The organism is Mesorhizobium sp. B2-7-1, from assembly GCF_006440735.1.
In the GTDB taxonomy this organism is placed as follows: domain Bacteria; phylum Pseudomonadota; class Alphaproteobacteria; order Rhizobiales; family Rhizobiaceae; genus Mesorhizobium.
Genome location: NZ_VFUA01000004.1, coordinates 75,390 through 97,958, shown reverse-complemented (window position 1 = coordinate 97,958; position 22,569 = coordinate 75,390). Strand labels below are relative to the sequence as shown.

Sequence of the window (22,569 nt, the reverse complement as noted above, 5' to 3'; positions counted from 1 at the left end):
CTCCTCACGCCGCCTTGGCGACAGGCACGTCGGACGTGCGGCGGAAGTGCTCGATCGCCGCCGCCACGCCGGAGCCAGGCGCCAGGCGCACGCCGCAATCGAGCAGCGTCATTTCGGCGGCCGACAGCGAGCCCAGCACCATCACTTCGTTCAGCCAACCGAGATGACCAATGCGGAAGACCTTGCCGGCAACCTTATTGAGGCCGCCGCCCAGCGATGTCTGGTAGGCGTTGTAGGCTCGCTTCACGACATTGGCGCTGTCGATGCCTTCAGGCACCAGGATGGCGCTGACCGTGTCGGAGTGCCATTGCGGGGCCTTGGCGCAGAGCTTCAGGCCCCAGGCGTCGACGGCCTTGCGCACGCCTTCGGCCAGGCGATGGTGGCGGGCGAAGATGTTCTCCAGCCCTTCTCCCTCGATCAGGTCGAGCGAGGCGCGCAGGCCACGCAGCAGCTGCGTCGCCGGCGTGTAGGGGAAATAGCCGGCATCGTTGGCGCGGATCATGTCCTCGAAGGAGAAGTAGCAGTGCCGGTGCTTTGCCACCCGCGAAGCCGCAAGCGCCTTCTTGCTCACCGACAGGAAGCCGAGGCCAGCCGGCAGCATGAAGCCTTTCTGCGATCCGCTGACGGCGCAGTCGACGCCCCATTCCTCCTGGCGAAAGTCGATCGAGCCGATCGAGGAGACGCCATCGACGAAGAGAAGGGCAGGGTGGTTGGCGGCGTCGAGCGCGGCGCGGCAGCCGGCGACGTCGCTGGTGACGCCGGTCGCGGTCTCGTTCTGCGTGCAGAACACCGCCTTGATGAGGTGCGCCTTGTCGGCCTTCAGCCGCTCCGCATAGATTTCGAGCGGAACGCCGGTGCCCCATTCGCAGTCGATGACGTCGACCTCGAAGCCGAGACGCTCGGCCATGTCGACCCACAGATGCGAGAACTGGCCGAAGCGCGACATCAGCACCTTGTCGCCGGGGCTGAGCACGTTGGTCATCGCCGCTTCCCAGGCGCCGGTGCCGGAGGAGGGGTAGATGAAGACGCGGCCGGTCTCGTTCTTGAAGACTCGTCTGATGTCCTCGAACAGCGGCAAGGTCAGGTCGGGGAAGGAGGCGGCGCGCATATCCTCCATCGGCAGGTTCATGGCCTGCCGGACCTGCTCGGGAATGTTGGTGGGCCCCGGGATGAAAAGATGCGTGAACCCAGCCATGTGCGAAACTCCTCCGATCGTTTGGGATGGTGGAAGAAGTTTCGTCTTGGCGAGGCTCGGCAACAACACCTTGCCGGGTAAGTTGTTGGCCCTTGCGGGTGGGAAGGTCCTACCCGGTCAACCTACCCGAGAGGCGATTTGGGCGTGCGGCGTTTCTCGCTCGAATAGAGCGCGACGGCCATGGCGCGGTTGCGGACGTCCAGCTTGTCGTAGAGATTTTTCAGGTGATACTTCACCGTGTTCTCGGAAATTCCGGTCCGCGTCGCGATCTGCAAATTGGTCCAGCCGTCGGAAAGCACCGCCAGCAATTCGCGCTCGCGCACGGTGAGCCTGGACAATGGCGTGTCGTTGACCTTGTTGATGTCGATATAGGGGATGCAGATGCGGCCATGCGCGACCGCCAGGATCGTCTCGAAGATGACCGGCGGATCGTCGAACTGGAAGCAGTAGCCCTGCGCGCCGAGGCGCACGCATTGCTTGAGGATGCCGATGTCGTGGTCGTTGGAAAAGATCGTGATGCGCACGCCAAGCTCGCGGCTCTGAACTTCCGTAAGCAGATCGGCGCCATCCATGTCGGCGAGCTTCCAGCCGACGACGGCGACGTCGAATTTCGTGGCGGCGGCCAGTTCCAGGAATTGCGCGCCGCTGTGCACGACACCGAGCAAATCGAAACGGCCGTCGCATTCCAGCATTTCGCGCAGCGCCGAAACGACGAAAGGATTGCGCTCGGCGACGACCAGGCGAACGCGCCGCTCGGCATTTCCCCCGCTTGTCTTTCCAGACTTGATGTTCAAGGGCAGCGTTTGTCCTCGGACCGGTTGGCGATGCGTTGATCCTGCTGGATCATGCATCATGACAATTCTGCCTCAATGGGGAAGGGGTGCTCTTTCCCCAGCGACATGCGCTGTCGCGCCGGCTGAAGGGATTGTCGCCGCTGCGACGCGATAGCCATACGCCCCCTTCGAGGGATCGGAGGCGAAGGCGGACGCCACATTTCCTTGGCTATTCCGCACGCTAGAGCGACATCTTTCCAAGACGAATCCTGTCACCGCGTTATCTGCCGCACAGGGTTTGGATTTCCCGAAAAGCGGTTTCCACTTTTCGGGATCATGCACTAGACCTCATTTCGGGATTCCTCGTTGCGGGAGGCGCTGGTGGAAGGTCAGGACAGACAGACGACCGGCGCCGCGCCCGCCGAGGAGCATCACGCCGATATCTATGGCGAGGACGGCGCGGTGCGCGCCTCCTTCCTTGCCCGGATCGGCGCGGCGATCGCCGACCGCGACACGATCACCCTCAAGCGTGAAGTCGACGACCTGCACCAGTCGGAACTCGGCGACGTGCTGGAGGCGCTTCACCCGGAACAACGCCGCGCGCTGGTCGGGTTGCTCGGCTCCGATTTCGACTTCTCCGCGCTGACCGAAGTCGACGAGGCGATCCGCCTCGACATCGTCGACAACCTGCCCAACGAGCAGATCGCGCAGGCGGTGCAGGAGCTCGATTCCGACGACGCCGTCTACATCCTCGAGGACCTCGAGAAGGAAGACCAGGACGAGATCCTGTCGCAGCTGCCTTTCACCGAGCGCATCAGGCTGCGGCGCGCGCTGGACTATCCGGAAGAAACCGCCGGCCGGCGCATGCAGACCGAGTTCGTCGCCGTGCCGCCGTTCTGGACGATCGGCCAGACCATCGACTACATGCGCGAGGACAAGGACCTGCCCGAGCGCTTCAGCCAGATCTTCGTCATCGATCCGAGCTTCAAGCTGGTCGGCGCCATCGACCTCGACCAGATCCTGCGCACCAAGCGCGCGGTCAAGGTCGAGGACGTGATGCACGAGACCTTGCATGCGATCCCGGCCACGATGGACCAGGAAGAGGCGGCGCGGGAGTTCGAACAATACAACCTGCTCTCCGCCGCCGTGGTCGACGAGAACGGGCGGCTGGTCGGCGTGCTGACCATCGACGACATGGTCGACGTCATCCAGGATGAGGCGGAAGAAGACCTTCTGCGCATGGGCGGCGTCGGCGACGAAGAGCTGTCCGACACTGTGCTCGCCACCTCGCGTTCGCGCGTGCCCTGGCTGCTCGTCAACCTTGTGACCGCTTTCCTCGCCGCTTCGGTCATCGGCCTGTTCGACCGCACGATCGAGCATATCGTGGCGCTTGCCGTGCTGATGCCGATCGTCGCCGGCATGGGCGGCAATGCCGGCTCGCAGACCATGACCGTCACCGTGCGCGCGCTGGCGACCAGGGACCTCGATATCTACAACGCCGCCCGCATCATCCGCCGCGAGCTCGGTGTCGGCTTCATCAACGGCGTGGTGTTTGCGGTGCTTATCGGCATGGTCGCCGGTTTCTGGTTCCGCGACCCCAATCTGGGCGGCATCATCGCGGCGGCGATGATCATCAACATGTTCGCGGCTGCGCTTGCCGGAATCCTCATCCCGCTGGTGCTCGACCGCTTCAAGATCGATCCGGCGGTGGCTTCGGCCGTCTTCGTCACCACCGTCACCGACTGTGTCGGCTTCTTCGCCTTCCTTGGGCTGGCGACGTGGTGGTTTAGAGTGCCCTAAATCAACAAGCCGGCGTTAATTGACTTTTACGTAAATGCCGTGCGAGGTTGCCTCGGGGTCACGTGCCGATTCCGGCGCGGGATGGGTCTGATTGGAGAGAAGGGCGACGCTCCAAGCGGCGATGCCCGGGCTTGGGAGCGGGAATGCGGGAATATTATACGATCACCGAGCTGACACGCGAATTCGACGTGTCGACGCGGACTTTGCGTTTTTACGAAGACGAGGGGCTGGTGCAGCCGGTAAGGCGCGGCCGCACGCGGCTGTTCAGGCCGTCCGACCGACACCTGATCCGCCAGATCATGCGGGGGAAAAGGCTCGGTTTCTCTATTAACGAGATCCGCGAGATCATCCAGATGTACAAGGAGCCGCCCGGCGAGGTCGGCCAGCTGAAGCTGATGATCAAGCGCATCGAGGAGAAGCGCGAGGACCTGCGCCAGAAGCGGCGCGACCTGGAGGAGACGCTGGCCGAGCTGGACCAGGCCGAGGAGTCCTGCGTCGAGCGGCTGGCCGAGTTGGGTGTGAATACCTAGCGAGCCGCCTCAAATCCAGCGGCGCACCTTTTTGGCGTAGTCGCGGTATTTCTTGCCGAACTTCGCCGCCAGGATCTTTTCCTCCTTCTCGATCGCCAGCTTCTGCGTCGCGAAGGCAGCGAGGAAGGCAAAAAGCAGGAACCAGGCGATGCCGCTGATGAAGGCAACGCCGATCAGCAGCAGCGTGTTGGCGAGATACATCGGGTTGCGGGTGATGCCGAAGGGGCCGGACGTCACCAGATGGTCTGGCTCGGCGTTCGGGTCGAGCGTCGTCTTGGCTCTGAACATGGCTCGGATGGCCGTGATCCACAGCATGGCGACGCCGAACAGCGCCACCCAGCCGACGCCGAACAAGAGATCGCCGAAGATGTCGCCGATCCAGGGCAGCGGGTAGAGCATGTCGAGGACGACGCTCGCCGCGATCGCCACGACATAGATAACCGGCGGCCAGGGAATGATCCCGTGTCTGGGCTTTGCGATCCCCGTCATTGCTGCCCTCCCTCCATCTGGTCCTCGGTCGCGGCGGTGCAGGTTTCCGCAAGGTCGGCCAGATGCGATTTCCAGACGCTGGACTGGTCGTTGGCGTAGAGCTTGTCGAGAGACCCTTCGCCCTTCAGCGTGTCCAGCATGCAGCCACAATAGCTCGTACAAAACTTGCTGTCCCGCTGCTGTTCGCACTGCGCCTGGCAAGCCGGCAGGAAGCCGGCTTCCTTGTCCTGAGGGGCGGCGGGCATGACCTGCGAAAACAGCCACACCGAGCCGAACAGAAGCGGCTGGTGGATCAGGTAGAAGGCGAGGCTGTGGCGGCCAATGAAGGTCAGCGGGTTCGACCAACGGCCGGGCACCCATGTTCCCAGGCGGGCGAGCAGGCCCGATGCGGAAGCGAGCTTGACCGTGGCGATGCCCGCAAGCACAGCGCCAAACCATGGGAAAAGCGGCACATAGTCGTTGGAACGCGGGTTGGTGGCGGAAAGGCCCACCCACCACAGCGCCGGATGATCGAAGAGCTCCGACCGCAGATAGTAAGGGGCGGCAATGACCGCCGCGGCAATGATGGCCGTCAGCAGCCACGGTAGCCGGAGAAAGGCGAGGCCGAGCAGGCTCGCCAGCGCGATCTCGTGCAGGATGCCGAAAAAGATGAAGCCGTCCGGCGTGACGAAATAAGTGACGGCGGAAATCGCTGCCGCCGCCGCGGCGACCATGGCAAAGCGCTTCCAGAAGCCCGGCCAGCGGATCTGGCGGCCGTGGGCGAGGAAGAGGCTGACGCCGACCAGAAACAGGAAGGTCGAGGCGATGCAGCGCGCGTAGAACTTCCACCAGCCGACGGCGGTGAGGGCTGGCGTTGTGTAACCGAAGTTTTCGAGATCCCAGGTGAAGTGGTAGCTCGCCATCGCGATCAGCGCGACGCCACGCAGGATGTCGAAGGCGGCGATGCGACCCTGCTTGGGCGCGTCCTGAACGGGTTCGCTCGTCGTTTGAAGGCTCATCGTCTGGCAATCCGATTCAGTCGTGCCAAACGACTATCACGGTTCAAGCCGGCGACAGAAGCGGGCGGCCATCAATGCGGTTCATGGCAGCCATGAAATTTCGCTTTAGGCCACAGGTGGAAAGCCTTTGGCAGGCTTCGCTTTTCGGCCTCTGGGGGTCGGTTTCCTGCTACTGGCCGGCAGCTGGTCCGGCCAGATTCGGCGCGCGATTCACGTCCCGGAGGGCCGATGTCCACCCATGTGCGCCATCCGATCTGGCTTCCGGCCCTGCGGCCGGCGGATGCGCGTACCTTCGCCTCGCTCTATGCGGTGGAGTCTTTCGCCCGCGCCACCATCTCCAGCGTGATCCCGATTCAGGCCTACGAGATCCTGCACAATGAGCGGATCGTCTCGATCCTCTACACCATCGTGTCGCTGATGGGCCTTTCGGTCACGCTGTTCATGCCGATACTGATCCGCCGCTTCGCGCGACGTTGGGTCTACACGGCCGGCTGCGTGCTGCTGGCGATCGGCTCCGCCTTCTTCGTCACCCACACGCTGCCCGGACAGATTGCCGGCATGCTCTGCCGCGTCATGGGGGCGAGCGCGCTGTCGATCACGCTCAACCTCTACATCATGGATCACATCCGCAAGACCGACTTCATGCAGGCGGAATCGCTGCGCATGGCCTGGTCGATGTTTGCCTGGACGGGCGGGCCGACGCTCGGCATCTTCCTCTACACGCATTTCGGCATCTACGCCGCGCATGGCGCGGTCGTCGTTTTTGCATTCGCGCTGCTTTGCCTGTTCTGGTTCTACCGGTTGACCGACAACCAGTCGATCCGGCCCGGCAGGTCGCGCCCGGCCAATCCGCTTGCCAATATCGGCCGCTTCGTCAAGCAGCCGAGGCTGAGGCTCGCCTGGCTGATCGCCTTCGGCCGCTCGTGCTTCTGGACGACGTTCTTCGTCTATGGCCCGCTGTTCATGGTGATCACCGGCCAGGGCGAACTTGCCGGCGGCTTGCTGGTTTCGGCCGGCAACGCGCTTTTGTTCGTGGCGATCTTCTGGGGCAGGGCGGGCAAGCGCTTCGGCGGAAGGCGCGTCATGACCTTCGCCTATTTCGCCATGTCGGCGGTGTTGTTCGCGGCGGGTGGCGTCGGCGAGGCCGCGCCGCTCCTGACCGGCGGACTGCTGCTTTGCGGTGCCCTGTTCACCATAGCGCTCGACGCGCTCGGCTCGACCGCCTTCATGCGCTCGGTGCGGTCCTATGAGAAGGCGCAGATGGCGGCGGTCTACCGCACCTATCTCGATTTCTCCGAGCTGACGCCGCCGCTCGTCTATTCGGTCGTGCTCATCTTCTTCGGCCTGGGATCGGTGTTCGTCACGCTTGGCATCCTGGCCGCCTTCTGCGGCTTCGTCACCTGGCGCTATCTGCCGAAGGCGTTTTAATCGGCGACCGGCTTCAGCCCCGACGCCATCCCCTCTTGCAGTCCGCGCAAAAGTGAATAGCATTCTGTTTTGACGCAGGGGGCGTTTCGCACCTGCGTCTAACAATGAATGGGGAACACAGGAGCTTCATATGACCAGGCGTGCATTGCTGACAGCAGCGTGCGTTGCGACTGCTCTATCTGTCGTGTCGTCTTCTGCCGGGGCGCAGGACAAACCGGTCTTTGGTTTGGTGATGTCGTTCAGCGGCTGGTTCCAGCCGATCGACGCGGACACGATTGCCGGCGCCAAGCTGGCGGTCGACGACATCAACGCGGCCGGCGGCGTGCTGGGGCAGCCGATCGAGACCGTCGAGTTCGACAACAAGTCCGAGCCGCAACTCGGCGCCGACGGGGCGATCGACGTCATCGACAAAGGCGCCAAGGCGATCCTTTTTCCGTCGGACTTCGATTTCGGCGCCCCGGGCGCGTTCGTCGCGCAGCAGAAGAATGTCGTTGCCTTCTCGGCGGCGTCGGACCCGAAGTTCGGCGTGCAAGGCATCGGCCCGCTTGCCTACTCGGTCTCCAATGCCGGCCAGGCGCAAGGCGCGCTGATGGCGGAATGGGCTTACAACAGGAAGGGCTGGAAGAAGGCCTATGTGCTGCTCGACAACACCATTTCCTACACCAAGTCGCTTTGCGGGAGCTTCGCCGAGCGCTGGAAGGAAATAGCCGGCGCTGACGGTTTGCTTGGCCAGGACACTTTCCTCAATGGCGATGCCTCGATCGCCGCGCAGGTGACCCGCATCACCGGTCTTGCGCAGAAACCGGACCTTGTCTTCCTCTGCTCCTATGCGCCGGGCGGCCCGAGCGCGATCCGCCAGATGCGGGCGGCCGGCATCGAGGCCGCCGTCCTGACCGGCGAGTCCATGGACGGTGACTACTGGATCGGCAGCGTTCCCGGTCTCAGCAACTTCTATGTCGTGAACTATGGCTCCAAATATGGCGACGATCCCGATCCCGACGTGAACGCCTTCTTCGAGCGCTTCGAGAAGAAATACGGCAAGAAGGCCGATGTCTCCTATGGTCTGCGCGGTTATTCCGCCGTCCAGGCCTGGGCGAGGGCGGCCAACAAGGCGGGCTCGCTCGATGGCGACAAGGTTGCCGCGGTGCTGAACACCTTCGACAAGGAGCCGCTGGTTCTCGGCCCGACGACCTGGACCGCCGATCGCCATATCGAGGCGACGCGTCCAATGGCGATAATCGGCGTGCAAAACGGCAAGTTCGCCGCCGAGGGTCGTTTCTCGGTCGAGAAATTCCCGCAGTTCTGACAGTATTGCCCGGATTGGGAGGCGAGCGCCTTGAAACTCGCGGCCGAACGCGTGTCTGTCCGCTTTGGCGGGCTGGTGGCGAATGACGATGTGTCGCTCGCCATCGCGCCCGGCGAGGTGCTTGGCCTGATAGGGCCGAACGGCGCGGGCAAGACCACGCTGGTCAATATGCTGTCGGGCTTCCAGCGGCCGCACTCGGGCGCGATCACGCTGGCCGGCAGCGACATGACGGGGCACAGACCGCGGGCTTTCGCCCGTGCCGGCATCGTGCGCAGCTTCCAGGCGGTGCGGCTCTTCCGAGGGCTGACTGTCTCCGAGAATGTCGAGGTCGGGCTTGTCGCATGCGGCCTCGGCCGCGCGGCGGCGAGACGGCGGGTGCGCGCGCTGCTCGCCGATTTCGACCTCCTCCGTCGCGCGGCACAGCCGGCAAGCTCGCTCAGCTACGGCGAGGAGCGCCGCGCCGGCCTGGCGCGCGCACTGGCACTCGAGCCGCGCTTCCTTTTGCTCGATGAACCCGCGGCCGGACTGGCGGCGGCGGAAGCCGAAGACCTCAAGCGCGCGATCCTTTCGATCCGCGACCGCTATGGCTGCGGCATCCTTGTCATCGAGCACAACATGGCGCTGGTCATGAGCCTCTGCGACCGCATTCACGTGCTCGGCGGCGGCAAGACGATCGCGTCCGGACGGCCCGACGAGATCATGGCCGATCCGGCCGTGCGCACCGCTTATCTGGGCCGTGCGGCGGCATGACGGTCCCTCGCGATCTCACCTCGCCGGGCGGACGCCTGGTCGAACTCGGCGGGCTGGTCATCCGGTATGGCGCCATCGCCGCAGTGCAAGGCGTCGACCTGGCCATCGATGCGGGTGAAGCCGTCGCCATCGTCGGACCGAACGGCGCCGGCAAAACCTCGCTCCTGTCGGCAATCGCCGGCATAGTCCGTCCCTCTGCCGGCTCGATCCGCATCGCCGGCAGGCCGCTCGCCGGCATCGCGCTTTCCGATGTCGTGCGCGAGGGCGTCGCGCTGGTTCCCGAGGGACGCAACATCTTCGGCAGCCTGACCGTGATGGAAAATCTCCGGCTCGGCGCAACGCCAAGGCGCGATGCCTCGGTGTCCGCCGACATCGACCGTGTGTTCGCCGACTTCCCGATCCTCGGCGAACGCCGCGATCAGCCGGCGGGCCAGCTTTCCGGCGGCGAGCAGCAGATGCTGGCCATAGCCCGCGCGATGCTTTCCAGGCCGCGCCTCCTGATGCTCGACGAACCTTCGCTCGGGCTTGCGCCCAACATCGTCGACAAGGTCTACGACATCTTGCGTCAGATACGCAGCCAGGGGGTGTCGCTGCTTCTGGTGGAGCAGAACGCGGCGCGAGCCTTCGCGCTCGCCGACCGCGCCTGCGTCATGAGCCGCGGCGTCTTCACCCTTGCCGGCACGCCGGCGGAGATCGAGCGCCACGACGCCTTCGATGCGGCCTATTTCGGCGTCGCCATGGCGAAAGCGGGAGCGGCATGATCGGGCAGGCAGTCCAGGTTCTTGTCGACGCGGTCAGTGTCGGCGGGCTCTACGCGCTCACCGCGCTCGGCATCGGCCTCATCTTCGGAGTGATGCGGCTGATCAACTTCGCGCACGCGCAGCTCATCATGATCGCGGGCTACGCCGTGCTGCTCTTCTTCGCGCAATCGGCGGTGCTTGCCGTGCTCGGCGCCGTCGCCGGCGCGGTGCTCCTCGCCCTTGTCGTCGAGCGCATGGCCTTCCGCCCTCTGCGCGGCGCCGACCCGGCGACACTGCTGATTGCCTCCTTTGCGGTCAGCTTCCTTATCGAGAAGATGATGATCATGCTGGTCGGGTCCCGGCCGAAGGGCGTGGACTTCCTGCCGATGCTTGCGGGCCAGGTCGAGATCGCGGGCGTCAGGCTGCAGCTTCTCCAACTCGTCACGATACTTGTCAGCGTCGTGCTCCTGGTGGCCACGACCTGGTTCCTGAAATCGACCCGGCTCGGCCTCGAAATGCGCGCGGCCGCCGAGAATTTCCGCATGGCCGAGGTGCTCGGCATCCGCGCCAATCGCGTCATCGCCTCCGCTTTCGCCATCAGCGGCCTGCTCGCCGCGGCGGTCGCCTGCCTGTTCGTGGCCCAGACCGGGCTGGTGCAGCCGCGCATGGGGCTCCAACTGGTCATCATCGCCTTCGTCGGCACCGTCATTGGCGGGCTGGGCAGCCTGCCGGGCGCGGCCTTCGGCGGCTTTCTCGTCGGCGTCGCCACGATCCTGCTGGAAGCGCTGCTGCCGCCCGAGCTTCGCGTCTTCCGCGAAGCCTTCCTGTTCGTTGGCGTCGCCGTCGTGCTGATCTTCCGGCCGCAAGGCCTTATCCCGGCACGCGGCCTCGCGGGGCGCATCTGATGGCCACGCTTCCCGCTGTTTCCACAAACGAGAGCGCCGGCCGCCGCTGGCTTCCGCTCGTCGCCCTGATCATCGTGGTGCTTGCGCTTGCCGGCGCGGCCGAGTTCGCGCCGATCGTCATGCAGCGGCGCATCACCCAGGGGCTCATCAACCTCGTCGCGGTGGTCGGGCTCTATGTCTTCGTCGGCAATTCCGGCGTACTCTCCTTCGGCAATGTCGCGTTCATGGCGATCGGCGCCTATGTCTCAGCCCTGCTGACCATGCCGGCCGCCGCGAAAGGAGTCTTCCTGCCGGATCTGCCTGCCTTCCTTGCCGCCGCCGAATGGCCCGTGCTGGGCGGCGCGCTGGCGGGCGGCGCATCCGCCGCGCTGGTCGCGCTGGTGGCCGGCTTTCCGCTGATGCGCCTTTCCGGCATTTCCGCCAGCATCGCCACTTTCGCCATCCTGGTAGTCACCTATGTCGTGCTCGGCAACTGGACCTCCGTCACCGGCGGCCAGAACTCGCTGATGGGATTGCCGATCTATGTCGGCCTGTGGACCTCCGCCGGCTGGGCGGTCGCCGCGATCGTCATCGCTTTCCTGCACCAGGAGTCGCGCTCGGGCCTGCTGCTGAGGGCCTCGCGCGAGGACGAGGTCGCCGCGGTAGCCTCCGGCGTCCACATGGTTTTGCACCGGCTCATGGCCTTCGTCGTCAGCGCTTTCCTCTCCGGCATCTCCGGCGTGCTGCTCGCTCATTTCCTCGGCACGGTCAGGGTCGAGACCTTCTATCTCGACCTCACCTTCCTCATCATGGCCATGCTGGTGATCGGCGGCATGCGCAGCCTGACCGGCGCGGTGGCCGGCGCGATCGTCATCACCGCGCTCACCGAGCTGATGCGCCAGGCCGAGGTCGGCGTCACGATCGGGACGACGACCCTGGCCGCGCCAGGCGGGCTCGGCGACGTGCTGCTGGCGCTGCTGATGCTCCTCATCATTCTCTTCCGCCCGGACGGCATAGCCGGCGGCCGGGAGATTTCGTGGCCGTTCCGGTCATCTGTCGCCGCTCCGGAAATCCAGTCGAGGAAACCGCAATGACCGATAATCTGCCCCCGCCGCCCGCGGTCGATCCCAACGAGGCGACAGAGGTCGCGCCAGGCGTTTACGTCATCGGCGACCGTCGCGTGCCGCTGGTGCCCAACATCGGCATCGTGCTCGGCAGGGACGCCGCGCTCGTCGTCGACACCGGCATGGGACCGGAGAATGGCCGCAAGGTCCTGGATGTCGCGAGGCGCCTTGCGGGCGGCCGAAAGCTCATCCTGACGCTCACGCATTTCCATCCCGAGCATGGTTTCGGCGCCCAGGCCTTCAAAGGCGCCGCGACCATCCTGTACAACAGCGCCCAGCGCGACGAACTGGCTGCGAAGGGTGCTGCCTATCTCGGCATGTTCCGCGGCTTCGGCCCCGGCGTCGCAGCCGCGCTCGAAGGCACCGAGCTCGTCATGCCGGACGAGATCTATGAGGGGCCATCAAGGACGATCGATCTTGGCGGCCGGGTGGTGGACCTCACCACCTACGGCCTCGCGCATACCAGGGGCGACCAGGTCGTCAGCGTTGCCGACGCAGGCGTCGTCTTCGTCGGGGATCTCGCCGAGGAGCGCATTTTCCCGATCTTCCCGTGGTTTCCCCCTGACGATGCGGACATCGACGCCGACAACTGGGCGTCCGTGCTTGCAGCGATCGAGGCGAGGGGGCCGAAAATCGTCGTTCCAGGTCATGGCTCGGTCGGCGGAGTGGAGATCCTGTCGGCCGTGCGCGGCTATATGCTCGACCTCGGATCACGCGTGGCGGCCGAGCTGAAGGCCGGCAAGGGCGCCGACGAGATCGTCGCCATCCTCGGCCCTCGGGTGCGCGCCGAGCATCCCGCCTGGGAGGCGCCCGAATGGATCGATTTCGCCATACGCTATTTCGCCGCGAAGGCTTGAGGCGGGCTTCGCCGACGACGAGGATGGGGTCATGAAGGCGCTGATCGCCTTGCACTTCCAGAACGACATCTGTCACCCGGAAGGGTTGATCCCTTTCGCGGTCGATCGCTCGGGGCCGGCCCCCGATCTGTTCCTCGACAGGTCACGGGCGCTTGTCTCCCGCGCCCGCGAGGCGGGTTGGCTGGTGGCCCATGTGCACATCGCCTTCCAGCCGGACTATTCGGATCTGTTGCGGAACGCCCCGCTGTTCAGGGCGGCGGGCGAGTTCGGCGCGCTCAAGCGCGGCACGTGGGGCGCAGCGCCCATGCAGGGCTTCGAGCCGGCGTCGGGCGACGTGACGCTGATCCATAGCTGCAACAATGCTTTCCAGGGCACCGGCCTCGAGGATATCCTGCGTGAGCGCGCCGTCACCCACGTCGCCGTCGCAGGCCTGGCCACGCAATATTCGGTCGAGCACACCGTCAGGCATGCCGCCGATCTTGGTTATACCGTCACCATGGTGCGCGACTGCTGCGGCTCGGCCAATAACGCGGCCGCGCAGGCTTCGTTCGCGGCGATGGCAATGCTCGCTCAGGTCGTCACGCTCGACGAGATGGAATTCTGACGCCTGGCCGCGATCAGCCCTTGATCGGCTTCAGGTCGGGTGCCGACGCACCGACGATCAGGTCCGTCATCGCCTCGATGGCCGGCACGGTCTTCTCGCCGCGCACCCCGAGATAGGCGCCAACGACAAAGCCGTTGAACGACATGAAGAGCACATGCGCCAGGCTGGAGTAGTGCGCCAGGCCATGCAGCGGCTTTGGTTCGGCCGCCTTCAGCATCCGCGCCACATGTTGCTCGCACCATTCGAGCAGATTGCCGCTGTAGTGATCGGCGGGGATGGCCGTCGACACGGCCTGCATCAGATTGTTGGCAAAGAAGTTCTGTTCATTCGGGATCTCGCGCCAAATCGTCGCGACTATGTGCTGCACCTTTGTCCTGTGGCCGTCGATCGATTTCAGCTCCCGTTCAAGCTGGTCAAGCCTGGCCTTCAGCCAGGGACTGTAGACCTGAAAAAAGAGATCAAGCTTCGAATCGAAATATCTGTAGATGGCCGAGGGCGCGACGCCCGCGCGCTGGCCGATCTCGCTCGCCGAGGTGCCGGCGTAGCCGTTTTCGAAGAAGAGCTGCGTCGCGGCTTCGAGGATCGCCCCGCGCACCTCCGCCTTCTTTACCTGCACCATCTAGCACCTCAGACATTCGACATTCTGCCCTAGCTGCTTGCCAAATCCTGATCAAGCTGCAGCCTTGTTCGTCAAAACCGCCTCGCCATAGAGACGCCCGCTTCTGCGGTTCTTTCATTTGGCGCTCAATGCCGAAGTCATTTTGATTGCTGGAACGCCGTGTGGCAGCCGCGTACCCAGTCGTGGAAACGGTGCAGGTCGTATTCCTCGGGCATCAGCACGCCGGCCTCGTGGCGCATCGAGCAGAGCCCCTTCTGGTTGATCTCGCAGATCGCGGCGTCTTCTTCGAGCACCTGGGTGCCGAAGGCGACGATGTTGTCGATATCGGTCTTCTCCAGTGCATCCGGCGCGAACAGCCATTCGGCGGTGAGTTCGGTCTGCTCGGGACCGAGCGGGGCGAGCCGTACGGTGCGCATATAGTCGACGTGGCCGACGATGAACATCGAGGGCAGCGAGGTGGCGTAGGTCTGGCCGGCGGCGCGTTCGGCCGGGGTCAGGGCGGAAAAGACCGGACCGTGGACATGGCCGTCCCGCGACCAGGTTTCGGCGCCGGCCCGCAGTCGGCCTGAGAATTCCGGATCGTCATTGTCGGCGTGGCGCGACCATTCGGGATCGTCATGCCTCGCCATCAGGCCGCGGCCATAGATCGGCACCAGCCGCGACAGGTCCTTGTGGACGCCCGGGCAGTGCAGGCATTCGTTGAAATTCTCCCAGAAGATCTTCCAGTTGCAGTTCATCACCTTGGTGAGCCGATGGCCGGTGACGAGCGTCTCCAGCGGCCAGTTGGAAAGATCGCCGGAGGCGGGATCGAAAGAGGTTTCCGCCGAGCCCACCGGATCCTCGGCGAGGTTGATGAAGACGAAGCCGCGCCAGACCGAAAGCGCCACGCGGTAGAGCGGGTAACCGGCCTTGTCGAAGCCCTCGGGCAGCGATTTCGACGGCACGCGCACGAGATCGCCGCGCAGCGAATAGGACCATGCATGGTAGGGGCAGGTCAGCAGCCTGGCCTTCAGCCGCCCGGCGCTTTCCTGGCAAAGCTGCGAGCCGCGATGCCGGCAGGTGTTATGGAAGGCCCGCAGCGCGCCGGTTTCGTCGCGCAGCACGACGATCTCCTGCGAGCCGATGCGGAATGTCCGGAAGGCCAGGAGTTCCGCCAGATCGGCCTCGCGGCAGACCATCAGCCAGCTTCGGTACCAAATGGCGTCCAGGTCGCGCCGATAGACGTCGACGTCCCAATAGGCGACCGACGGCAAGGTCGGCTGGAGGCTGGTCAGGCCGTTGTAAGGATCGCGTTCGCTCGGATTGGGCTGCATCGGCTTCTCCCTGGCTGGCAACAGCCGACACCCGGGCAAAGCTGTTGTCAATTGCCGGCTCCGCGCATTGTGGCGGCCGCGCGAGGACCTTAAGGTCGAACGCATGCTGCCAAGAACCATGTCGCTTACCGAGGAACTGGTCGCCCGCTGTTTTCGCGCGGTCGATGATGCGGGACCCGATCCTGACGCCGCGCATCTGGATGACGCCGACTATGACGCAATGACGCGCAAGCTGGAGGCTCAGCTTCCCGCCAACGAACCGCTCTGGCTGTTTGGCTATGGCTCGCTGATCTGGAAGCCAGAGATCGAGCATGTCGAGGAGCGGGTGGCGCTGCTGCGCGGCTGGCACAGATCCTTCTGCATGAAGATGACGCGCTGGCGCGGCACCAAGGAAAGTCCGGGCCTGATGATGGCGCTGGATCGCGGCGGGCAGTGCAAGGGCGTCGCCTTTCGGCTCGGCGACGGCGACCGGCGCGAGCAACTCGACAAGCTCCTGCGGCGCGAGGTCACGCTCAAGCCGACCAGCTACCATCCGCGCCTGCTCAATATGACGAGCGATGGCGGTCCGCTGCGGGCGCTGGCCTTCGTCATCAACCGCCAAGGGACCACCTATGCCGGTCCGTTAAGCGAGGAAGCGGTTGTCGAAAGGCTGGCGACCTCCTGCGGCCATTGGGGCTCGGGTGCCGACTATCTCTACAACACGGTGAAGAATCTCGAGCAGCGGGGCATCCACGACGCGCATCTGTGGCGGTTGCAGCAGCTCGTCGCGGCGCGGATCGCCGCTTCGTAGCGCCTGTGCCGCAATCACGCCGGGCGGTGGCGGAATTTGGTTTGCCGGCCGGAGAGCTTCTGCCTAAAGTCGCGCCGTCGGCCTGATGGCCACGACAACATTCATCCAAAGGTGAAGGCAGGAAATGACCGGCGCGACAGCCGCGAACGCAGCTTCCAATCGGAAACTGACTTTCGTCCTCGGCGGCGCGCGCTCGGGGAAGAGCTCGCATGCCGAAAACCTGACGACAGCCCATCTGTCGCCCTGGGCCTACATCGCCACGGCGCAGGCCTTTGACGACGAGATGCGCGAGCGCATCGCGCTGCATCGGTCGCGGCGCGGTGAGGGCTGGGTCACCGTCGACGCGCCGCTCGACCTGGTTGGCGCCATCGAGGCCTTGCCGGATCACCAGCCGGTGCTGATCGATTGCCTGACATTGTGGCTCACCAACCACATGCTGGCCGAACATGATGTCGAGGCCGAATGCCGGCGGCTGGCGGATGTGCTGTCGCGGCCGCGCGGGCCATGGTTCGTGGTCTCGAACGAAGTCGGGCTCGGCATCGTGCCCGACAACGCGCTGGCGCGCCGGTTCCGCGACGCCGCCGGCCGGCTCAACCAGCAGGTCGCGGCGATAGCCGACAATGTGCTGATGATGGTGGCGGGGCTGCCGCTCAAGGTGAAATGACATGACCGAAATCGAAGATAAGGATGCCGAGCGCCATCGCGCCAAGATGGCCAAGCGCAAGGCGGTGCAGGATGCCGAGGTCGCCGGCAAGACGATCGAGAAAGGACTGCTGATCGTCAACACCGGGCCGGGCAAGGGCAAGACCACCGCCGCCTTCGGCCTGGCGCTGAGGATGCTGGGTTACGGCAAGCGCGTCGGCGTCGTCCAGTTCATCAAGGGGAAATGGCATACCGGCGAGAAGGACGCCTTCGCGGCTTTCGGCGATCGCGTCGTCTGGCACGCGATGGGCGAGGGCTTCACCTGGGAGACGCAGGACCTGAAGCGCGACATCGCCGCCGCCGAGGCCGCCTGGGCCAAGGCGCTTGAGCTGATGGCCGATCCGTCGATCAGCCTCGTGGTGCTCGACGAGCTCAACATCGCCCTGCGCTACGACTATCTCGACCTGGAAAAAGTGGTCGCGGCGCTGAAGGCGCGCCGGGGCGATCTGCACGTGATCGTCACCGGCCGCAACGCCAAGCCTCTGCTCGTCGAGGCGGCCGACCTAGTCACCGAAATGGGGCTGACCAAGCACCATTTCTCGGCCGGCGTGAAAGCCCAGCAGGGCATCGAGTTCTAAAGCGCGTTGGCGCCTTGACCGCTGATCTGGATGGTCAGGTAGATCACGATCGCCGACAGGATCGCGAACAGGCCGAGCAGCAGCCAGTCCGCCATGCGGTAGAGCTTCAGCGCCTGGCGGATGTCGGTGCTTTCGGCCTCACGGCGGCCGCCTTCGCCCATGAAGGCGTCCTCGACGACCTCGCCGCCATAGCTGCGCGGTCCGGCAAGCGACAGCCCGAGCGCGCCGGCCATCGCGGCCTCCGGCCAGCCGGCATTGGGCGAGCGGTGTTTCCTGGCGTCGCGCCGCATGACCTGCCAGGCGGCGCGCGGATCGGCGCCCGGGACAAGGAAGGCCGCCAGCACGATGAGCAGGCCGGTCAGCCGCGACGCGGGCAGGTTGACCAGGTCGTCGAAGCGGGCGGCGGCCCGGCCGAAGGCCTCGTATTGCGGCGTCTTGTGGCCGATCATCGAATCGGCGGTGTTGGCGGCCTTGTAGGCCGCGCCGCCGCCAAGGCCGCCGATGCCGGTCCAGAAGGCGGGCGCGACGATGCCGTCGGAGAAATTCTCGGCCAGGCTTTCGATCGCGGCGCGCGCGACCCCGGCCTTGTCGAGCTTTTCGGGATCGCGGCCGACAATGCGCGAGACGGCGATGCGGCCGAGCGTCAGGCCGCCGGTCTCCAGCGCGTCGGCGACCTCCTCGACATGCTCGGCGAGGCTCTTCTGCGACAGCAGCGTGGAACCGAGGATGGCGGCGATGACGAGACCCGTTGGGAACATCGTCCACAGCAGGACATGCAGCGCCAGGCCGATGAGCCCGGGCACCAGCAGAATGACGAGCAAGGCCTGGACGCCGCGTCGGCGACGCAATTCGTCGGAATCGGTCGCGTGGTTGAGCCTGCGATCGAGAAAGGATATCAGCCTGCCGATCCAGGTTACCGGATGGCCGATGGCGTTGAACAGCCAGTCCGGATAACCGAGGGCGCGTTCGACGGCGAGTGACAGGAAAGCGATCAGGACAGACATGAAGCTTCTAAGCGGAGCAATTGCGGCGGTTGATCATGGCGGCAGCCTTGGCCGCGCAAGCGCGCTTTTTCCTCATGCGCCAAAACCTTTCGTGGACCTCTCGACGGGTATCAATCCGCACTCCTATCCGCTTTTCGACCTGCCCGCCACCGCCCTGTCCCGATTGCCGGAGGCAGGACAACTGCTTGAATTGGCCGAAATTGCGGCCTCGACCTACGGCGCGCCGTCGGCCGCCCATGTGGCGGCGGCACCCGGCACGCAGATTCTCCTGCCGCGCGTCGCCGCACTGGTGCGGCCCGGTAAGGCGCTGGTCCTCGGCCCGACCTATGCCGAACACGCCAGGGCCGCCGCCATCGCGGGCTATGCGGTTGCGGAAGTCGGTGATTTCGAGGCGCTGGCCGAGGCGGACCTTGCGGTGCTGGTCAACCCCAACAATCCGGACGGGCGGGTGATCGAAAAGGCCCATCTGCTCGACCTTGCCGCGCGGCTTCGCGCCAAAGGCGGGCTGCTGGTCGTCGACGAAGCCTTCATGGATGTCGGCCCGGTCGAGCATAGCCTTGCCGGCGATGTCGGGGCGGGCGGCGTTGTCGTGCTGCGCTCGTTCGGCAAGTTCTTCGGTCTTGCCGGTGTAAGGCTCGGCTTTGCGCTCGCCGATCGCTTGACGGCCGAGCGGCTGGATGCGCAACTGGGGCCCTGGGCGGTGGCCGGCCCTGCGCTGGAGTATGGCATCCGCGCCTTGTCGGACACGGCGTGGCAGGCCGATATGCGGGAACGCCTGGCACAGGATGCCCTGCGGCTCGACGCGCTGCTCGGCCGATACGATGTTCCGGTCGCCGGCGGCACCAGCCTGTTCCGCTATTTGTCGTTTGCCGAGGCCTCAATCCTGTTTTCGGCGCTCGGCGAGAGCGGCGTGCTGGTCCGCCATTTTGGCGACAGGCCGCAGGTCTTGCGTATCGGTTTGCCGGGCAGCGAGGCGGAATGGCAGCGCCTTGAAGGCGCTCTTGCCGGCTGGGTTGCGCGGCGCGAGGATGCGCCGAAGGAGATCGGGCAATGATCCATGTCTGTTCGCTGTCGAAAGTCGACGAAACCGTAACAAGGACCGGTGCGCAGCGCTTGCTGTCGCTGCTTGCGGCCGGCACCGAAGTGGTCCGCCCGGCTTCGATCCCGGCGGAAAACCATCTGCATCTGGTCATGCACGACATCGCCGTGGCGCAGGAAGGCATGACCATGCCGGGCGAGGAGCATGTCCGCGCCTTGCTCGATTTCGCCTATCGCTGGGACCGGGCAAAGCCGCTGGTGGTGCATTGCTATGCCGGCGTCAGCCGCTCGACCGCGTCGGCCTACATCATCGCCGCGGCGCTGGCGCCGCAGCGTGACGAAATGGAACTCGCCAAAACGCTGCGTTTTCTCTCGCCGACGGCGACGCCCAATCCACGGCTGATCGCCGTCGCCGATATGCTGCTTCAGCGCGATGGCCGCATGATTACGGCGATCGAGGCGATCGGACGCGGCGCCGACGCCTTCGAAGGCGTTCCCTTCGAGCTCGATATCAGAGCGTAGTCCATCGGCCTAAAGCAGCCACTCCGCAAGCTTCGCCTTGCGCACGTCCCTGACCAGATTGATAAAGCCTTCGGCCTGCATTTCCGCCGTCAGGCGGCCCTTCTCGGCCGTGGCGATCGAGGCATCGCCGACCACGCCGTTCGGATTGAGGTCGCTGGCGATCCAGGCGAAGGCGTGCGTGCCGGTGTGGCGCAGCAGGGCGAACTCCTTTTCGGCGCGACCGACATTGGAGACGAAATTGTCGGCCTTGCTCATGTCGACGAGGTCGGGCCGGAAGTGCAGCATCAGCGAGGTCTCGACATCGCCGCCATGGATGCCGTGACGATCCTCCAGCTCGGTGTACATGCCGGCCGGGCGGCCGAAGCGCTGCCAGCTCGTCTTCACCGACAGCATCTTGGCGCGCACGCGCAATTCGCGCGAGATGATGCCCATGATCTCTTCATTGCCGCCATGCGAATTGACGACGATCAGTTTCCTGACCCCGGCGCGCGCGACCGACAGGCCGAGCTCGGTCCAGGCATCGACCAAAGTGGTGGCCGGCAAGGTGAGCGTTCCCGGCGCGTGCAAATGCTCGTTCGACTTGCCGACAGCCTGCACCGGCAGGATGCGGATATCGAGATCGTCGGGCAGGCGCGCGATCACCGTCTCCAGCATACCCACCATGATCGAGGTGTCGGTCGAGACCGGCAGATGCGGGCCGTGCTGCTCGATCGCCGCCACCGGCAGCACGGCGATGGTCGCTTCGGCGTCGATCGAGGCGTATTCGGTCGTCCGGTAGTCGCCCCACCATACACGTCTTGTCGTCACTTCACTCTCCCTATGGTCTGCTGCGCCGCGAGGGCGGTCTAGTGCGCTTGGCGGCTGCGGGCAACCGTCAGCCCGCCGCCAGCACCTCGACCTCGACCTTGAACTCGGGACGGGCGAAGCCGGAAACGATCATCAGTGTCGAGGCTGGCGCGGGATCGGAAAAGAGCCGGTTGCGGACATCCATATAGGCCTGCAGGTGTTCGCGGCCGGTGACGAAGGCGTTGATGCGCACGGTATCGTTCAAGGTCAGCCCGGCTTCACTGAGAATCGCGGCGATGTTCTTGAAGCAAAGCTCCGTCTGCGCGCCGGCATCCTCCGGCACGGCATCGTCAGGCCCAATGCCCAACTGGCCCGAGCACAGCACCAGGCGCTTTCCGGCAGGTATTTCGACACCGTGGCTGTAGCGGGCGAAAGGCGGCTTGATCGTCTTGGGCGCGAGGTATTTCAACATGGCATTCTCCTGTCCGCCGACAGCCTAGTGGCGGATTCATGAAACATTCAAGATGCGGTGCATGCCGCCGGGGCGATTATGGACAGGCGTCCAAAAAATAGGCACGATGCCTCGCGTATGGCATGACCCGTCCGGTCTCGGCAACGACTGCCGCACAAGCAGGCGGCCCAGGCGGTGGCATGTGTCTTGCTTCTTGATTCCATGGTGTCGAGTCCGGCGCGTTGCGCCCGGGCCAAGAGAGGGTGATGTTTATGATCGGACAAGGAAAGATGCTGGCGGGCGCCGTCGTCCTGCTGGCGGCGGGCACGTTCGCTGCCGCGGCAAACGAGAAGGTGACATTCGGCACCAACTGGCTGGCCGAACCGGAACATGGCGGCTACTACCAGGCCGTTGCCGACGGCACCTATGCCGCCTGCGGCCTCGACGTCACCATCATGCAGGGCGGCCCGCAGGTCAGCGGCCGGCCGATGCTTCTGGCCGGCAAGATCGATTTCTACATGGGCGGCAATCTGCTTTCGGCTTTCGACGCCGTGCAGCAGGGCATTCCGATGCGTGTCGTCGCGTCCGACTTCCAGAAGGATCCGCAGGTCATCATGTCCCATCCGGGAGAGGGGCTGGACAAGTGGGAAGACCTGAAGAACGCCGACCAGTACATCATGGGCGACGAAGGCGCGCAGACCTTCTTCCAATGGATGGTCACCGATCTCGGCTTCGACGCCGCCAAGCGCGTGCCCTATACGTTCAACCCGGCGCCCTTCATCGCCAACAAGAAGTCGATCCAGCAGGGTTATGTGACGTCCGAGCCGTTCGCGGTGCAGAAGCAGGGCGGCTTCACGCCGAACCAGTTCCTGCTCGCCGACTATGGCTGGGATACCTATTCGACCACCGTCGAGGTGATGCAGGACACGATCGACAAGCGGCCGGAGGTCGTCCAGTGCTTCGTCGATGGCTCGGCCAAGGGCTGGTACAAATATCTCTACGGCGACAACAAGGCCGCCAACGACATGATCAAGAAGGACAATCCGGACATGACGGATGAACAGATCGCCTTCTCGATCGAGCAGATGAAGAAGTTCGGCGTCGTCGATTCGGGTGACTCGGAAAAGCTCGGCATCGGCACCATGAACGACGCCCGCATCCAGAGTTTTTACGACAAGATGGTCAAGGCCAAGGTTGCGCAGCCGGGCATCGACATCAAGAAGGCCTATACGCTGGCCTTCATCAACAAGGGTGTCGGGCTGGAGCTGAAGAAGTAAGGCGGCCTGCC

General features: G+C 64.9%; 25 protein-coding genes. 16 read left to right on the top strand and 9 right to left on the bottom strand.

Annotation, left to right across the window (positions count from 1 at the left end; all coding sequences use genetic code 11):
• Positions 1-4 precede the first annotated feature (4 nt).
• Positions 5-1,195: an aminotransferase class V-fold PLP-dependent enzyme gene (locus FJ471_RS03150; RefSeq protein ID WP_140801703.1), complete on the bottom strand. Its 1,191-nt coding sequence runs from the start codon at positions 1,193-1,195 to the stop codon at positions 5-7.
• Positions 1,196-1,317: 122 nt separating this feature from the next.
• Entirely contained in the window at positions 1,318-1,989 is a 672-nt protein-coding gene (locus tag FJ471_RS03145; protein WP_246684582.1) for a response regulator transcription factor, read from the bottom strand.
• Positions 1,990-2,349: 360 nt separating this feature from the next.
• Between FJ471_RS03145 and mgtE the strand changes: the two genes are divergently transcribed.
• Together mgtE and FJ471_RS03135 are read left to right on the top strand one after the other, a co-directional pair.
• Positions 2,350-3,768 (top strand): magnesium transporter, encoded by a 1,419-nt coding sequence (mgtE, locus tag FJ471_RS03140; RefSeq protein WP_140801702.1) that lies wholly within the window; start codon positions 2,350-2,352, stop codon positions 3,766-3,768.
• A 143-nt stretch (positions 3,769-3,911) separates the two neighbouring features.
• Positions 3,912-4,298 (top strand): MerR family DNA-binding transcriptional regulator, encoded by a 387-nt coding sequence (locus tag FJ471_RS03135; protein WP_027168973.1) that lies wholly within the window; start codon positions 3,912-3,914, stop codon positions 4,296-4,298.
• A 9-nt stretch (positions 4,299-4,307) separates the two neighbouring features.
• Here the strand turns inward: FJ471_RS03135 and FJ471_RS03130 are convergent, their stop codons facing one another.
• Positions 4,308-4,787 carry an isoprenylcysteine carboxylmethyltransferase family protein gene (locus FJ471_RS03130; protein WP_140801701.1) on the bottom strand — a complete coding sequence of 160 codons (480 nt, stop codon included), beginning with the start codon at positions 4,785-4,787 and terminating at the stop codon, positions 4,308-4,310.
• Positions 4,784-5,785, bottom strand: coding sequence for a DUF1624 domain-containing protein (locus FJ471_RS03125; RefSeq protein WP_140801700.1), 1,002 nt, complete (start codon positions 5,783-5,785; stop codon positions 4,784-4,786). Before FJ471_RS03125 ends, FJ471_RS03130 begins: the two co-directional genes overlap by 4 nt.
• Positions 5,786-6,013: 228 nt before the next feature.
• Here FJ471_RS03125 and FJ471_RS03120 point away from each other — a divergent pair, with 228 nt between their 5' ends.
• The 8 genes from FJ471_RS03120 to FJ471_RS03085 all read left to right on the top strand — a co-directional run bounded on the left by FJ471_RS03120 (position 6,014) and on the right by FJ471_RS03085 (position 13,478).
• The gene (locus FJ471_RS03120; protein ID WP_140801699.1) at positions 6,014-7,213 is read left to right on the top strand and encodes an MFS transporter; all 1,200 of its coding nucleotides are present in this window, start codon (positions 6,014-6,016) and stop codon (positions 7,211-7,213) included.
• 232 nt (positions 7,214-7,445) lie between these two features.
• Positions 7,446-8,519 (top strand): ABC transporter substrate-binding protein, encoded by a 1,074-nt coding sequence (locus tag FJ471_RS03115; protein WP_181179126.1) that lies wholly within the window; start codon positions 7,446-7,448, stop codon positions 8,517-8,519.
• Positions 8,520-8,549: 30 nt separating this feature from the next.
• Positions 8,550-9,269: an ABC transporter ATP-binding protein gene (locus FJ471_RS03110; protein ID WP_140801697.1), complete on the top strand. Its 720-nt coding sequence runs from the start codon at positions 8,550-8,552 to the stop codon at positions 9,267-9,269.
• On the top strand, positions 9,266-10,030 hold the full coding sequence (locus tag FJ471_RS03105) for an ABC transporter ATP-binding protein (RefSeq protein WP_246684581.1): 765 nt from the start codon (positions 9,266-9,268) through the stop codon (positions 10,028-10,030). Before FJ471_RS03110 ends, FJ471_RS03105 begins: the two co-directional genes overlap by 4 nt.
• Positions 10,027-10,914, top strand: a complete 888-nt coding sequence (locus FJ471_RS03100) for a branched-chain amino acid ABC transporter permease (RefSeq protein WP_140801696.1) — start codon at positions 10,027-10,029, stop codon at positions 10,912-10,914. Before FJ471_RS03105 ends, FJ471_RS03100 begins: the two co-directional genes overlap by 4 nt.
• Positions 10,914-11,987, top strand: coding sequence for a branched-chain amino acid ABC transporter permease (locus FJ471_RS03095; protein WP_140801695.1), 1,074 nt, complete (start codon positions 10,914-10,916; stop codon positions 11,985-11,987). Before FJ471_RS03100 ends, FJ471_RS03095 begins: the two co-directional genes overlap by 1 nt.
• Complete coding sequence (locus tag FJ471_RS03090) at positions 11,984-12,874, top strand: MBL fold metallo-hydrolase (RefSeq protein ID WP_140801694.1); 891 nt, start codon at positions 11,984-11,986, stop codon at positions 12,872-12,874. Before FJ471_RS03095 ends, FJ471_RS03090 begins: the two co-directional genes overlap by 4 nt.
• 31 nt (positions 12,875-12,905) lie before the next feature.
• On the top strand, positions 12,906-13,478 hold the full coding sequence (locus tag FJ471_RS03085; protein ID WP_140801693.1) for an isochorismatase family cysteine hydrolase: 573 nt from the start codon (positions 12,906-12,908) through the stop codon (positions 13,476-13,478).
• Positions 13,479-13,491: 13 nt separating this feature from the next.
• Here the strand turns inward: FJ471_RS03085 and FJ471_RS03080 are convergent, their stop codons facing one another.
• The gene (locus tag FJ471_RS03080; RefSeq protein ID WP_140801692.1) at positions 13,492-14,097 is read right to left on the bottom strand and encodes a TetR/AcrR family transcriptional regulator; all 606 of its coding nucleotides are present in this window, start codon (positions 14,095-14,097) and stop codon (positions 13,492-13,494) included.
• A 137-nt stretch (positions 14,098-14,234) separates the two neighbouring features.
• Entirely contained in the window at positions 14,235-15,410 is a 1,176-nt protein-coding gene (locus tag FJ471_RS03075; RefSeq protein ID WP_140801691.1) for an aromatic ring-hydroxylating dioxygenase subunit alpha, read from the bottom strand.
• A 103-nt stretch (positions 15,411-15,513) separates the two neighbouring features.
• On the opposite strand from FJ471_RS03075, the gene FJ471_RS03070 reads away from it, so the two are divergent.
• The 3 genes from FJ471_RS03070 (at position 15,514) to cobO (ending at position 17,480) form a co-directional block, all read left to right on the top strand.
• Positions 15,514-16,200, top strand: a complete 687-nt coding sequence (locus FJ471_RS03070) for a gamma-glutamylcyclotransferase (protein WP_140801690.1) — start codon at positions 15,514-15,516, stop codon at positions 16,198-16,200.
• A gap of 124 nt (positions 16,201-16,324) precedes the next feature.
• A complete protein-coding gene (gene cobU, locus FJ471_RS03065; RefSeq protein ID WP_140801689.1) occupies positions 16,325-16,864 on the top strand; it encodes a bifunctional adenosylcobinamide kinase/adenosylcobinamide-phosphate guanylyltransferase in 540 nt (179 codons plus the stop codon).
• A gap of 1 nt (position 16,865) precedes the next feature.
• Complete coding sequence (cobO, locus tag FJ471_RS03060) at positions 16,866-17,480, top strand: cob(I)yrinic acid a,c-diamide adenosyltransferase (RefSeq protein WP_140801688.1); 615 nt, start codon at positions 16,866-16,868, stop codon at positions 17,478-17,480.
• On the opposite strand, the gene cbiB is transcribed toward cobO, so the two are convergent.
• A complete protein-coding gene (gene cbiB, locus FJ471_RS03055; protein ID WP_140801687.1) occupies positions 17,477-18,484 on the bottom strand; it encodes an adenosylcobinamide-phosphate synthase CbiB in 1,008 nt (335 codons plus the stop codon). The genes cobO and cbiB overlap by 4 nt on opposite strands.
• Here cbiB and cobD point away from each other — a divergent pair.
• Together cobD and FJ471_RS03045 are read left to right on the top strand one after the other, a co-directional pair.
• Positions 18,483-19,538: a threonine-phosphate decarboxylase CobD gene (cobD, locus tag FJ471_RS03050; protein WP_140801686.1), complete on the top strand. Its 1,056-nt coding sequence runs from the start codon at positions 18,483-18,485 to the stop codon at positions 19,536-19,538. The genes cbiB and cobD overlap by 2 nt on opposite strands.
• Positions 19,535-20,044, top strand: a complete 510-nt coding sequence (locus FJ471_RS03045; protein WP_140801685.1) for a tyrosine phosphatase family protein — start codon at positions 19,535-19,537, stop codon at positions 20,042-20,044. Before cobD ends, FJ471_RS03045 begins: the two co-directional genes overlap by 4 nt.
• A gap of 9 nt (positions 20,045-20,053) precedes the next feature.
• Here FJ471_RS03045 and FJ471_RS03040 read toward each other — a convergent pair whose 3' ends face one another.
• The gene (locus tag FJ471_RS03040; protein ID WP_140801684.1) at positions 20,054-20,851 is read right to left on the bottom strand and encodes a creatininase family protein; all 798 of its coding nucleotides are present in this window, start codon (positions 20,849-20,851) and stop codon (positions 20,054-20,056) included.
• A gap of 67 nt (positions 20,852-20,918) precedes the next feature.
• Positions 20,919-21,302, bottom strand: a complete 384-nt coding sequence (locus tag FJ471_RS03035; RefSeq protein ID WP_140801683.1) for a RidA family protein — start codon at positions 21,300-21,302, stop codon at positions 20,919-20,921.
• Positions 21,303-21,553: 251 nt separating this feature from the next.
• Between FJ471_RS03035 and FJ471_RS03030 the strand changes: the two genes are divergently transcribed.
• Positions 21,554-22,558, top strand: a complete 1,005-nt coding sequence (locus FJ471_RS03030; RefSeq protein WP_140801741.1) for an ABC transporter substrate-binding protein — start codon at positions 21,554-21,556, stop codon at positions 22,556-22,558.
• Positions 22,559-22,569: the final 11 nt, after the last annotated feature.

What these genes read in the sequence shown, in the direction of transcription:
- cbiB (WP_140801687.1), bottom strand. Translation starts at nt 18,484, where the DNA reads ATGTCTGTCCTGATCGCTTTCCTGTCACTCGCCGTCGAACGCGCCCTC.
- FJ471_RS03135 (WP_027168973.1), top strand. Translation starts at nt 3,912, where the DNA reads ATGCGGGAATATTATACGATCACCGAGCTGACACGCGAATTCGACGTG.
- FJ471_RS03095 (WP_140801695.1), top strand. Translation starts at nt 10,914, where the DNA reads ATGGCCACGCTTCCCGCTGTTTCCACAAACGAGAGCGCCGGCCGCCGC.
- FJ471_RS03045 (WP_140801685.1), top strand. Translation starts at nt 19,535, where the DNA reads ATGATCCATGTCTGTTCGCTGTCGAAAGTCGACGAAACCGTAACAAGG.
- FJ471_RS03100 (WP_140801696.1), top strand. Translation starts at nt 10,027, where the DNA reads ATGATCGGGCAGGCAGTCCAGGTTCTTGTCGACGCGGTCAGTGTCGGC.
- FJ471_RS03080 (WP_140801692.1), bottom strand. Translation starts at nt 14,097, where the DNA reads ATGGTGCAGGTAAAGAAGGCGGAGGTGCGCGGGGCGATCCTCGAAGCC.
- FJ471_RS03120 (WP_140801699.1), top strand. Translation starts at nt 6,014, where the DNA reads ATGTCCACCCATGTGCGCCATCCGATCTGGCTTCCGGCCCTGCGGCCG.
- FJ471_RS03130 (WP_140801701.1), bottom strand. Translation starts at nt 4,787, where the DNA reads ATGACGGGGATCGCAAAGCCCAGACACGGGATCATTCCCTGGCCGCCG.
- FJ471_RS03125 (WP_140801700.1), bottom strand. Translation starts at nt 5,785, where the DNA reads ATGAGCCTTCAAACGACGAGCGAACCCGTTCAGGACGCGCCCAAGCAG.
- FJ471_RS03035 (WP_140801683.1), bottom strand. Translation starts at nt 21,302, where the DNA reads ATGTTGAAATACCTCGCGCCCAAGACGATCAAGCCGCCTTTCGCCCGC.
- cobD (WP_140801686.1), top strand. Translation starts at nt 18,483, where the DNA reads ATGAAGCTTCTAAGCGGAGCAATTGCGGCGGTTGATCATGGCGGCAGC.
- FJ471_RS03105 (WP_246684581.1), top strand. Translation starts at nt 9,266, where the DNA reads ATGACGGTCCCTCGCGATCTCACCTCGCCGGGCGGACGCCTGGTCGAA.
- FJ471_RS03030 (WP_140801741.1), top strand. Translation starts at nt 21,554, where the DNA reads ATGATCGGACAAGGAAAGATGCTGGCGGGCGCCGTCGTCCTGCTGGCG.
- FJ471_RS03075 (WP_140801691.1), bottom strand. Translation starts at nt 15,410, where the DNA reads ATGCAGCCCAATCCGAGCGAACGCGATCCTTACAACGGCCTGACCAGC.
- FJ471_RS03115 (WP_181179126.1), top strand. Translation starts at nt 7,446, where the DNA reads ATGTCGTTCAGCGGCTGGTTCCAGCCGATCGACGCGGACACGATTGCC.
- FJ471_RS03150 (WP_140801703.1), bottom strand. Translation starts at nt 1,195, where the DNA reads ATGGCTGGGTTCACGCATCTTTTCATCCCGGGGCCCACCAACATTCCC.
- FJ471_RS03085 (WP_140801693.1), top strand. Translation starts at nt 12,906, where the DNA reads ATGAAGGCGCTGATCGCCTTGCACTTCCAGAACGACATCTGTCACCCG.
- FJ471_RS03090 (WP_140801694.1), top strand. Translation starts at nt 11,984, where the DNA reads ATGACCGATAATCTGCCCCCGCCGCCCGCGGTCGATCCCAACGAGGCG.
- FJ471_RS03070 (WP_140801690.1), top strand. Translation starts at nt 15,514, where the DNA reads ATGCTGCCAAGAACCATGTCGCTTACCGAGGAACTGGTCGCCCGCTGT.
- cobU (WP_140801689.1), top strand. Translation starts at nt 16,325, where the DNA reads ATGACCGGCGCGACAGCCGCGAACGCAGCTTCCAATCGGAAACTGACT.
- cobO (WP_140801688.1), top strand. Translation starts at nt 16,866, where the DNA reads ATGACCGAAATCGAAGATAAGGATGCCGAGCGCCATCGCGCCAAGATG.